General features: G+C 70.5%; 11 protein-coding genes. 6 read left to right on the top strand and 5 right to left on the bottom strand.

The features are described from left to right. Positions 1–137: 137 nt before the first annotated feature. The 3 genes from Q7F20_RS05160 to Q7F20_RS05150 are packed head-to-tail and all read right to left on the bottom strand — an operon-like array spanning position 138 to position 3,546. Positions 138–1,412: an arginine deiminase gene (locus Q7F20_RS05160; protein ID WP_305739041.1), complete on the bottom strand. Its 1,275-nt coding sequence runs from the start codon at positions 1,410–1,412 to the stop codon at positions 138–140. 8 nt (positions 1,413–1,420) lie between these two features. Further along, positions 1,421–2,908 (bottom strand): basic amino acid/polyamine antiporter, encoded by a 1,488-nt coding sequence (locus Q7F20_RS05155; protein WP_305739040.1) that lies wholly within the window; start codon positions 2,906–2,908, stop codon positions 1,421–1,423. Positions 2,909–2,964: 56 nt separating this feature from the next. Further along, positions 2,965–3,546: an HdeD family acid-resistance protein gene (locus Q7F20_RS05150; RefSeq protein ID WP_305739043.1), complete on the bottom strand. Its 582-nt coding sequence runs from the start codon at positions 3,544–3,546 to the stop codon at positions 2,965–2,967. A 257-nt stretch (positions 3,547–3,803) separates the two neighbouring features. Here Q7F20_RS05150 and Q7F20_RS05145 point away from each other — a divergent pair, with 257 nt between their 5' ends. The 6 genes from Q7F20_RS05145 (at position 3,804) to Q7F20_RS05120 (ending at position 8,000) form a co-directional block, all read left to right on the top strand. Beyond that, positions 3,804–4,334 carry a DUF308 domain-containing protein gene (locus Q7F20_RS05145; RefSeq protein ID WP_305739039.1) on the top strand — a complete coding sequence of 177 codons (531 nt, stop codon included), beginning with the start codon at positions 3,804–3,806 and terminating at the stop codon, positions 4,332–4,334. A gap of 37 nt (positions 4,335–4,371) precedes the next feature. Next, positions 4,372–4,809, top strand: a complete 438-nt coding sequence (locus Q7F20_RS05140; RefSeq protein ID WP_305739038.1) for an HIT family protein — start codon at positions 4,372–4,374, stop codon at positions 4,807–4,809. 27 nt (positions 4,810–4,836) lie between these two features. Further along, positions 4,837–5,142 (top strand): hypothetical protein, encoded by a 306-nt coding sequence (locus tag Q7F20_RS05135; protein WP_305739037.1) that lies wholly within the window; start codon positions 4,837–4,839, stop codon positions 5,140–5,142. A gap of 5 nt (positions 5,143–5,147) precedes the next feature. Continuing rightward, positions 5,148–6,167, top strand: a complete 1,020-nt coding sequence (locus tag Q7F20_RS05130) for a S66 peptidase family protein (RefSeq protein ID WP_305739036.1) — start codon at positions 5,148–5,150, stop codon at positions 6,165–6,167. A 267-nt stretch (positions 6,168–6,434) separates the two neighbouring features. Then, positions 6,435–6,842 (top strand): tautomerase family protein, encoded by a 408-nt coding sequence (locus tag Q7F20_RS05125; RefSeq protein WP_305739035.1) that lies wholly within the window; start codon positions 6,435–6,437, stop codon positions 6,840–6,842. Positions 6,843–7,052: 210 nt separating this feature from the next. Beyond that, on the top strand, positions 7,053–8,000 hold the full coding sequence (locus tag Q7F20_RS05120) for a LysR family transcriptional regulator (protein WP_305739034.1): 948 nt from the start codon (positions 7,053–7,055) through the stop codon (positions 7,998–8,000). Positions 8,001–8,175: 175 nt separating this feature from the next. Here the strand turns inward: Q7F20_RS05120 and Q7F20_RS05115 are convergent, their stop codons facing one another. Both Q7F20_RS05115 and Q7F20_RS05110 read right to left on the bottom strand, forming a co-directional pair. Continuing rightward, on the bottom strand, positions 8,176–9,672 hold the full coding sequence (locus tag Q7F20_RS05115) for a lyase family protein (protein ID WP_305739033.1): 1,497 nt from the start codon (positions 9,670–9,672) through the stop codon (positions 8,176–8,178). A gap of 4 nt (positions 9,673–9,676) precedes the next feature. Then, positions 9,677–11,350, bottom strand: a complete 1,674-nt coding sequence (locus Q7F20_RS05110; protein ID WP_305739032.1) for an NAD-dependent malic enzyme — start codon at positions 11,348–11,350, stop codon at positions 9,677–9,679. Between the last annotated feature and the right edge of the window lie 38 nt (positions 11,351–11,388).

Here is an 11,388-nt window from a genome sequence, read left to right as displayed (position 1 = left end):
CGTGCCCGACCCGACCCGGCCGGCCGCTCCGGACTCGCTGCGACCGCTCCCGGCCGCGGCGACCCAACCCGCGAGGACGCCCGCCGCGACCACCGCGACCGTGCACCCGCCGACGGCGGCCCAGCACCGGCCGGTCCTCATGCCGGCAACGGGTCCCGCAGCAGTGGGCAGGTCATGCAGTGCCCGCCGCCGCGACCGCGCCCGAGCTCCGCTCCCCGGATCGTCAGCACCTCGATCCCGGCCGCCACGAGCCGGTCGTTCGTGAGCGTGTTCCGGTCGTACGCGTAGACGACCCCGGGCTCCACGGCCACGACGTTGTTCGCGCTGTCCCACTGCTGCCGCTCGGCCGCGTACTCGTCGCCCCCGGTGTCGACGACCCGTAGTCCGTCGACACCGATCGCGCCGCCGACCACGTCGAGGAACGACCCCGACTCGTCGGTCACGTGCACGGACCCGGAGCCGACCTCGCCCGGTCGGAGGGTGAACGGGTGGATGTGGTCCACGATCGATCGGTACACCGTCACCACGTCACGGTCGGCGAAGGTCAGCACGGTGTCGAGGTGCATCGCCGCCCGCAGCTTCGGCATCCCGGCGACGACGACCCGCTCGGCCTCCCCGCGGTCGAACAGCGCGGCGGCGACCTGGGTGATCGCCTGCCGCGAGGTCCGTTCGCTCATGCCGATGAGCACCACGCCGTCGCCGACGGGCAGCACGTCGCCGCCCTCGATCGTCGCCAGGCCCCAGTCGCGCTCCGGGTCGCCCCACGCGAGCCGGTCGGCGGCGGGCGCGAACGCCGGGTGGAACGTGTACACCGCCTGCATCAGCAGGGTCTCGTCGTGCCGCGCCGGCCAGTAGAGCGGGTTGAGCGTGAACGCGCCGTTGATCCAGCACGTGGTGTCGCGCGTGTAGAGCATGTTCGGCAGCGGCGGCATGAGGTAGTCCGCGGCCGAGGCGGCGCCGTGCAGCCGCAGCATGTCCGGGCGTTCGCCGGGGTCGAGGTCCTCGACGTTCAGGCCGCCGATGAGCGCCTCGGCGAGCTCCCGGTCGTCGTAGCGCGCGAGGTGCTCGAGCGTCGCCTCCACCAGGAGCGGCCCGACCTCGTTCGGGGTGACCTTGCGCTGCAGCAACCACTCCTTCGCTCCGGGGACGGCGAGCGTCTCCGCGAGCACCTGGTGCAGCTCGAAGACCTCGACGTCCCGCGATCGCAGGCTCTCCACGAAGGCACGGTGGTCCTCCTGCGCGTTCTCGACCCAGAGCACGTCGTCGAACAGCAGGGCGTCGTTGTTGCTCGGCGTGAGCCGCCGGTGCGCCAGCCCTGGTTCGCAGACCAGCACCTTCCGGAGCCGACCGACCTCGGAGAACGCGCCGAACGCCGGCTCCGTCGGGTCGTCGGTCGTCGTGTTGCTGTGCATGGTGCCTCCTAGAGCGTGATCGATCCGGTGATGGGCCCGACGAGGGCGACGACGGCGCCGAGGACCGCGACCACGCAGAGCACGAGTTCCCACCGGGTGAAGACCCGGAGGCGCCGCTCGCGTCGTGCGATCACGTACAGCACCGTCGCGGGTGCGTAGATGAGGAAGGAGAGCAGCAGGTACTGGGGTCCGGCCGCGATGACGAGGAAGACGGTGTACACGACGGCGACGCAGGCCGCCGCCAGCTGCCGTCGGGTGAGGGCACCGTCCACGCCGGGCGGCGCGGTGCCGCCGTGTGCGCTGCGGGACCACCGGGGGATCCCGAACTGCACCGCGTAGAGCGCCGTGAGGAAGTAGGGGATGAGCGAGAGCGAGCTGCAGAGCTCGAGCATCGAGGTGAGCGCGTCGTCGGAGAACATCGTGATCACCAGGAAGACCTGGATGAGGCCGCTGGTGAACAGGAGCGCCATCCACGGCGTGCCGTGTCGGTTGACGACCGTGAGGAACCGCGGGGCGTCCTCCTGCCGGGCGGCCTGGAACAGGACCTCGCTCGACATCAGCGTCCAGGCGAGGTACGCCCCGAGCACGGACACCACCAGGCCCACGTTGATGAGGACCGCGCCCCAGGTGCCGACCACCTCGCCGAAGACACCCGCCATCGATGGTTGCCGCAGGCCCTGGAGCTCGGCGGCGGGCAACGCGGCGAACGACACGAGCGTCACGAGCGCGAACACCGCGAGCACCCCGAGGAACCCGCTGATCGTCGCCCGCCCGATGTCCTCCCGACGCCGCGCGTAGCGGGAGTACACGGTCGCACCCTCGACCCCGAGGAACACGAAGACCGTGATGAGCATCGTGGACCGCACCTGCGCGAAGAGTTCACCGAGGCTCGGCTCCGCGCCGCCCCAGAGGTTCAGACGGAACGTGTCCCAGTGTGTGCCGACCACCGCCCCGACGACGAGGAACAACAGGATCGGGACGAGCTTGGCGACCGTGACGATCGTGTTGAGCACCGCCGCGTTCCGCGTCCCCCGCAGCACGAAGAGGTGGAAGGCCCACAGCAGGACCGAGGTGACCAGGACGGACAGCAGGGTGTCGCCCTCACCGAACGCGGGGATCACCGAGCCGAGGGTCGAGCCGATGAGCACCCAGTAGGTGACGTTCCCCACGCATGCGCTCGCCCAGTACCCGAACGCCGAGAAGAAGCCGACGTAGTTCCCGAAGCCCGCCTTGGCGTACGCGAAGATCCCGGCGTCGAGGTCGGGGCGGTGGGTCGCGAGCGCCTGGAAGACGAAGACGAGCATGAGCATGCCCACGCCCGCGACGACCCAGGCGATGACCGTGGCGACCACGCCGGCACCGCTGGCGAAGTTCCGGGGGAGCGAGAAGACCCCCGCGCCGACCATCGAGCCGACGACCATGGCGGCGAGTGCGATCACCGAGAGTGAGCGGTCGCCCTCCGTGGTCGGTGGTGCGTCGTGTTCCTGGACCGTCATCTGAGCGCCCCCTGTCGGTGCTCGTGCGGGTCGTGCCTGGTGTGGAGCGGTCCGGTTCAGACCGCGGCGACGTCCTGGTCGTTCTCGTCGTCGAGGCCGGCCCGTGACCACGTGACCGCGATCACGAGCTGGACGACGCCGACGGCGATGAGGACGCTGCTGACGGCGGCGACGGCGAAGACCGCGCCGAGGTACGGCAGGTTGATGAGGAGCAGACCGCTGAGGAAGCTCAGCACGGCTCCGGTGACGGTGAGCGCTCGAGGGCCGACGCTCGGCGCGTACAGCAGCGTGACGCCCTCGAGGAGCCACGTGAAGCCGATCGCGAACGACAGCCACCGCAGTCCGACGGGCGGGTGCAGGATCGCGAACACCCCGCCGACGACGACGAGCACCCCGACGACGACGAGGCCGACACGGTGCCACGTGGTCGTGTCGCCGGAGAACGCCCGCACGAGCAGCGTCCCGCCGGCGGCGACGAGGTAGATGCCGAACACCCACACGACCGCGACGAGCGTGGCGTGTGGGAGGACGAGCGCTGCGATGCCGGCGAGCAGCGCGATCGTCCCGAGGATCGCGAACGCTGTCCGCAGTCGGCGCCCGATCGCCGTCGTGCTTCCCGTGCCGTGAGCATCGACCATGATGTCCACCGACCTTCCCTGAAAGGTTGCGGAATCTCCGACGTACTGGGTTGTCCGACCAGGCCTACACCGGAACGTGAGCGCTCGTTCGATCCCATGCGTGCACATCGACCGGGCACGGAGTCGTTCCACGGTGTAGACGGGCGCCACGACGACGATCAGGGAGGTCGGCCATGGCGGACGCACCGAGGACACCGAGTTGGTCAGCACACAGTCCGAGACCCGCGGCACGCCGGGCGCGACAGTCGGTCGTCCTCGTGATCCTCGGGGTCGTCGGGTTCGTCGTGGCCGTCCTGGTCCTCACGAGACCCGCCGCCGCGCTCGACGCCGAGGTGCACCTCCTCGGCTCGTACATGGTGGTCGCCGGACTGCTCCGGATCGGCCGCGCACAGGCCGGGGACGGGATGTCGGTCCTCCGCCGGACGATCCACGGCGTCCTCGGTGTGCTCGTGCTCGTGGCCGGCGTCATCGCCGTCGTCCACCCACCCGGACAGCTGAGCGTCTGGGTCTTCGTGATCTCGCTCGCCTGGTTCCTCGAGGCCGCGGTCATCCTCACCGGCTCGACGTTCTCGTCCGCCCGGTCGCTCGCCCTCGTCGCCGCCGTGCTCTGCATCTGCATCGCCGTGGCACTGCTCCTGTACCCCGCGATCGGTGTCCGAGCAGCGACGGCGTCGAGTGCGGTCTTCCTCGTCCTGCTCTCGGCGGCGCAGCTGTTCGAGGGCATCCTGACGTGGGTGCCGCCCCGCTTCGAGGAGGTCGTCGTCGAGACACGTCCCGCGGGCAGTTGAGGTCACGGGGACGGTGCCGATCGCTACGCTCGACGGGGTGACCGGAGATCGACCGTGCGACTTCTGTGCCGCCCTCGCGGCCGGCTCCTTCGACGTCGTCGTCCGCGGCGACCTCGTCCTCGCGGTGTTGGACAGGCACCCGATCAACCCGGGGCACCTGCTCGTGCTGCCGCTCCGGCACGCGCCCGACCTCGCCGCAATGGACCCCCGCGAGGTCACCGAGATGGCGCTCGTCGCGCAGCGAGCGGACCGCGCGCTGCGTCAGGTGCTCGGTGCGGCCGTCGAGGGGACGAACCTGGTGATGTCGAACGGTGCCGCCGCCGACCAGGGCGTTCCCCACGCGCACCTGCACGTCGTCCCGCGCGCCTCGGGGGACGGGTACGAGTTCCGTGAGGACACGAGTCGCTACCCGCTTCCCCCGCTCGAACCCGCCGACCGCGCGGCGATCGCGGAACGCCTGCGTGACGAGTCCTGAACGACGGCGGCCCCGTATCCTGCGACGGTGGAGACGACCCAGCCGTCCGGCACGACCAAGCGCCGCGTGGAACTCGAGATCACCCGCCCGCCACTCACATGGTTCGCCCGACCGACCGTGACGATCGACGGCGTCGGGCACCCGGCGCAGTGGGGGACCGGCACCTGGGCCGTCCCGGACGACGGCGGCACCGAGATCGGCGTCTACCTCTACAACCGCGTGTGGCGGTTCGGCCTCGCGACCCGCACCGTGACCGCGCGGCCGGACGACGATCGGCTCGTCTACCGCGCCGGTTGGCTGCCCCGCAACACCGCTCGTCTCGACGCGGCCTGAGCACCGTGGCCATCACCTACCCGAGGCCCCTGGTCGCCAGCGGTCGCATCGAGGTGCCGGCTCCGTCGATGGGCGTCCCCGAACGCCTGCACCGCCGACTGCAGGACGGCGCGGACGCCCTGACGGCGGGGGGACTCTCCGTGCACGTCCGGCCGCACGCCAGCACGCCGGGGCTCGTCCCCGCCACCGCCTCCGAGCGTGTCGCCGACCTGCACGACGCCTTCCGGAGCGCCGACGTGGTCCTGCCGCCGTGGGGCGGCGAGCTGGCGATCGAGCTCGTGGGCTCGATCGACTGGCACGCCCTCGCCGCCGCACGCGCCTGGTTCGTCGGCTGGTCCGACATCTCGACCCTGCTCCTGCCGCTCACGACGATGACGGGCCTCGCGACCCTGCACGGTGCGAACCTCATGGACGAGCCGTACGAGCTGCCCACCGAGTTCGCCCGGTGGACCGACGTCGCGGCGCTCCCATCGGGCGGGACGATCGAACAACGCAGCGCCCCGCGTCGCCGCAGCCGCCCCTGGGGTGCGTGGTCCGACGAGGTCCTCGACCGCGACGGCGCCTACGACACCCCGACGCGCTGGCGCACCCTCGACGGCGCGTCCCAGCTCGCGATCCGCGGACGCCTCATCGGCGGGTGCCTCGAGACGGTGTCACTGCTCGCCGCGACCCCCTACGGAGACGTGCCCGATTTCGCGCGACGGCACGCACCCGAGGGCACCATCGTGCACCTCGAGGTCGCGGAGTCGAACGCCGTCACCGCACTCCGCATGCTCACCTCCCTGCGGCTCGCGGGCTGGTTCGACGACGCGAGCGGCGTCCTCATCGGCCGCACCGAGGGCGCTGCGGTGCGCGGGCTGGACCAGGACGACGCCGTCCGCCGAGCCCTCGGCGACCTCGGCATCCCCGTGGTCCTCGACTTCGACACCGGCCACCAGCCGCCACAGATGCCGCTGGTGAACGGCGCGCTCGCCGACGTCGTGCTCGACGGACCGGTCGGCACCATCACCCAGCGGTTGGTCTGACGGACGGGAGGCGCGGTGCGGGCCCGACCCGCGCCTCCCGTCCGACGGTGCGCACGTCGTCACCGTCGGCGCGCTTCGGGCGTCACCCACTCCTCGTCGCGGACGGACCCGAGGGCTCGCCCGGGCGATCGCGTCGACGGCGCATCGCTGCACGCCCGGTGTGGGGAACTGCCGCTTCGCGGGGCACCTCTGGACTCGTAGCGTTTGCGGGTGGAGCCCGTGGAGTCCATCCGCGCCGCGATCCACCCACCGTCGAACAGGAGTGTCATGCCGAAGATGTTTGTCCGCTCGACGGAGGGGACGTTCCCCTCGCACGTCCGTTGGGGTATCGCGTCTGCGTTGACGGACCTCGGGATCGACTGCGAGAAGCTCTCGGAACGGAAGGAGGTCCGCGAAGGCGTTTGGGTGCTGTTCTCGGAGTACCAGACGGAGAGCGTGTTCCGCGGCGGTTCGCTCGCTCCGTCACCGACGGTCGTCCTCGAGGTGTACGCGCTGGAGGGAGGTCTCGATGACCGCGCCCGCAAGCACCTGATCGCTGAGGCAACCGAGATCCTCCGGACGCACGCGTCCCTGGGCGCGGGCATCCCCGTCTACGTCGTGATCAACGAGACGCCCGAGTCGGACTGGGGGATGTTCGGTGAGCAGGTCGAGCTCGCCGACCTCCGCGAGCCCTGACACGGACGCTCTCCCCGGGGGGCATCGCATCTGGGGGAGGGTGGCGCCCGTCCCCACTTGCGCCGTGCCGCTGGACGCCCGTGGCGAGCAACGCGATGATGTGAAGCCGCCTCACGATGACGCCCGAGCCCACTCCCTGCGGGCCCGCGGCGTCGACGGCGAGATCCTCCTCCGCCCGACCGAGAGCACCACCGCCGACAGGAGCACCGCATGGTGAAGGCCCGAGACCTGAGGTCCGACGACCTGCGACACCTCGCCGCGATCGCGGAGACCGGGCGGCTCACCACCGCTGCCCGGGCGATGGGTGTCGACCACTCGACCGTGTCACGGCGTCTGCACGCGCTCGAGGACGCGCTGGGCATCCGCATCATCAGCCGGAGCGACGACGGGTGGATGCTGACCGACGCCGGCAGGGACCTCCTCGAACACGCACGCGAGGTGCAACGCTCGGTGGAGTCCGTCGCGCAGTACGCTTCCGGCGTCGAGCCCGGCAGCGTGTCCGGCATGGTCCGCATCACCGCCGCCGAGGGCTTCGGGACGGTGTTCGTGGTGCCCGCAGTGGGCCGCGTCCAGCGCGAGCACCCCGACCTGTCCGTCGAACTCGTCACCGGCTCCCGTGAACTCGGGTTGCAGGCCAACAGCTTCGACATCGCCATCACTCCCGGGCGGCGGCCCGCGACACGGCTGCACCTCGAACGGCTCTGCGAGTACGACAGCGATTTCTACGGCAGCGACGACTACTTCGCCCGCCACGGCAACCCGGCGACACTGGCCGACCTGCAGGACCACCGCCTGGTGTACTTCATCGACGCACTGCAGAAGATCCGCGAGCTCGACCTCGCCGAGGTCGTCGAGACAGCGGACCTCGCATTCAGTTCGACGAGCATCTTCGCTCAGCTCGCAGCCGTGCGCGGTGGTACCGGTATCGGCTTGCTGTCGAAGTTCATGGCGGGGACGGTCGACGGTATCCGCCCCGTCGACGCGACGGTGACGCTTCCCCGCGTCCCGGTCTCGATGGTGATGCGCCGAGAAGCCATCCACCGGCCGGCCATCGCAGCGATCCGTGAGGCGCTGCACCGGGAGGTCCTCGACCGGCGCGACGAGCTCGTGTGGATGCCGAACGACAGGAGCACCACCGGGACGACCGTCTCCGGCTGACCGCTCCTCCACCGCGCTCCGGCGGGCGCTCGCGCGGGCACGCGCACGCCCGCATCGAGCAGTTCATCGCTCGGTGTGGGCGTGCCGGTCGGCGTGCTGGGACGGAGCCCGCCGTGCGACAGCTGTGTCCCCCGATGGGTCATGCTGCCCGGGTGTTGCGGTCGGGCTCCGCCGGTCATCTGCCGGTACCCGGCAGGTGAGTCTTCGCGTCGGCGAGGTCCTTCGCCGGGTCTCCGACCATCTTCCGCGGGTCGACGACCTGGTCGAACTGATCCGCGTCCACTCCGGAGGCCAGCGCCGCATCACGGAGCGACGTACCGTCGTCCTCCGCCTTGTGCGCGATCGCTGACGCTGCGTCGTAGCCGATGACCGGCGACAGCGCCGTGACGAGCATGAGGGAGGCGCCGACGAAGCGGCCGATCTGCTGCCGATCGAGTTCGGTGCCCTCGACGCTGAACTCGCGGAGCTTGTCGCTCGCGTCGCCGAGGATGGTGGCGCTGTGCAGCACGTTGTCGATGATGATCGGTCGCATCGCGTTGAGTTCGAAGTTGCCCTGCGCGCCGGCGGCCGCGACGATGCCGTCCTCGCCGATGACCTGCAGGCAGACCATGATCATGGCTTCCTGCTGGGTCGGGTTGACCTTGCCCGGCATGATGCTCGACCCGGGTTCGTTCTCCGGAAGTTGCAGCTCGTGCAGGCCGGTCCGCGGCCCCGACGCGAGCCAGCGCATGTCGTTTGCGACCTTCAGCAGGGCGACGGCGACGCCACGGAGTCCTGCGGAGACGGCGACCATCGCGTCGAGGGAGCCTTGCGCGGCGAACTTCGACGGCGCCGTCCGGAACGCCTCACCGGTGAACGTGGTGAGTTCGGCCGCGATCTCGACATCGAAGCCGGGCGGGGCGTTCAGTCCGGTGCCGACCGCGGTGCCGCCGGCTGCGAGGTCGCGGATGCCGTCGAGCGACTGCTCGAGCCGGTCGGCTGCCTGTCGGATCTGGACCGCCCAGCCGGACCACTCCTGCCCGACCGTGATCGGGGTCGCGTCCTGCAGGTGCGTCCGGCCGGTCTTCACCACGTCGGCCCACTGCTCCGCCTTCTCCATGACGGCGTCTGCGAGCCGGCGGACCTGCACCAGGGTGTGCCGCCGGACGTGCAAGACCGTGGCGATGTGCATGGCGGTCGGGAAGGTGTCGTTGGAGGACTGGCCGAGGTTGACGTGGTCGTTCGGGTGCACCGGCGACTTGGTCCCGAGCTCCCCGCCGAGCAGCTGCGAGGCACGATTGGCGAGCACCTCGTTCACGTTCATGTTCGACTGCGTGCCGGACCCGGTCTGCCAGACGTACAGGGGGAACTGGTCGTCGAGCTTCCCGGCGATCGCTTCGTCCGCGGCGTGCACGATCGCCCGCGTGCGGGCATCGTCGAGTCGTCCACCGGCGTGGTTGACGAGCGCGGCGGCCTTCTTCACGTACCCGTAGGCGTGGTAGACGGCCTTCGGCATCCGGTCGTCGCCGATGGAGAAGTGCGTGAGGGAGCGTTCGGTCTGCGCTCCCCAGTAGTGGGCGGCGGGTACGTCGATCTCGCCCATGGAGTCGGTCTCGACCCTGGTGCCGCGGGCTCCGGTCCCGATCGGGACATCGTGGAACTCGAGGTCCTCGGTGCGCTGTTCCGAAGTCATCTGCTCAACCCTCCTGGCTGGGGTAGTCGGGCTGCCACATCGCGTCCTGGACCGCCTGGGTGAGTTCCGAGTCGCTGCCGAACGTGACCGTGGCGACGCCGTCGGCCGCGGCGGCTCGGACGACGGCGAACGCGGCGATGGCGGACGAGGCGCGGAGGTTCTCCACCGGCGGCAGGAGCGACGCACCGAGCGCGGTCGCGTCGACCTGGTCGGCGATCGCGGTGGCAGCAGCGAGCAGCATGCCGTCCGTGACGTGCGTGGCACGGGAGACGATGGTGCCGAGACCGAGTCCTGGGTACAGCAAGGAGTTGTTCGCCTGCCCGATGGTGAAGGTGGTCCCGTCGTGCTCGATCGAGTCGGACGGGATGCCGACCGCGACGAGCGCCTTGCCGTCGGACCACGCGATCGCGTCCTCCGGCATCACCTCGATGCGTTCGGTCGGGTTGGACAGCGGCAGCAGCACCGGCCGGTCGACGCCGGCGCAGAGGGCCTCCACGACGTCCTTCGTGAACGCGCCGTGGACCGTCGACGTACCGATGAGCACGGTCGGGTGCACCTGGCGCACCACGGTGAGCAAGTCGATCGTGTCGTCCTTCCGATCCCAGTCGGCGACCTCGCCTGCGGGCCGGGCGTACGCGGCCTGGTAGTTCGGCAGGTCGGTCATGTCGTCGGTGACGAGGCCGTGCTTGTCGATGAGCCAGACACGGGCTCGTGCTTCGTCCTCGGTCAGGCCGTCTCGCACCATGCCGGCGGTGATCTGGTCCGCCATCCCGGTCCCGGCAGTGCCCGCACCGAACACGACGAGGCGTTGGTCGGCGAACGTCTGCCCGGTGACACGCATCGCCGAGATGATGCTCGCGACGACGATGGCGCCGGTGCCCTGCATGTCGTCGTTGAAGATCCGGGTGCTGTCGCGGTACTCGTCGAGGATCCGACGGGCGTTCTGCGGGCCGAAGTCCTCGAAGTGCAGCAGCGCCTTCGGGAACAGCTCCGAGGCGACGGTGACGTACTGGCGGATGAAGTCGTCGTAGCGGTCGCCGCCGACGCGTGCGTGCCGGTTGCCGAGGTACGCCGGGTCGTTCAGCAGGGCCGCGTTGTTCGTCCCGCAGTCGAGGCTGACCGCGATGACCCGGCCGGGGTCGATGCCGGCGGCGGCGGTGTAGACGGCGAGTTTGCCGACGGAGATGTCGACGCCGTTGACGCCCCAGTCGCCGATCCCGAGGATCTCCTCGGCGTCGGTGCAGACGACCAGGTCGACGTCGTCGGGACCGTACCCGAAGGACTGCAGGGTCGCCTCGATGTCGTCGATGCGGTCGATGGAGAGGTACGCGGCCTGGGAGACGCGGTAGTCCCTGCTCCAGTCCTTGATGGCGTCGCCGACGGTCGGGTCGTAGACGACGGGCAGGAGGTCGCGCAGGTGGTCACCGAGGACGCGGAAGTACAGCGTCTCGTTCCGGTCTCGGAGCAGTTCGAGGTACGTGTACTGCTCGAGCGGGGTGGACTTGCGCTGCAGCTGCGCCCAACAGCGAGCCGCCTGCTCGTCGAGGGTCTCGACGGCGGCGGGGAGTCGGCCGGTGATGCCGAGGTCTGCGCGCTCCTGGTGCGAGAAGGCGGTGCCGCGGTTGCGGATCGGGTCGCGGAGGACGGGGAGGTGTGTGTTCGGGTCGGAGATGCTCACGACGTTCCTTTGCGGTCGAGTCGACGGGGGTGTGGGCG

Origin of the sequence: Curtobacterium sp. A7_M15, assembly GCF_030705415.1 — a bacterium.
In the GTDB taxonomy this organism is placed as follows: Bacteria; Actinomycetota; Actinomycetes; order Actinomycetales; family Microbacteriaceae; genus Curtobacterium.
The sequence above is the reverse complement of the archived record's forward strand: the minus strand, read 5'-3'. Positions and strand labels throughout refer to the sequence as shown.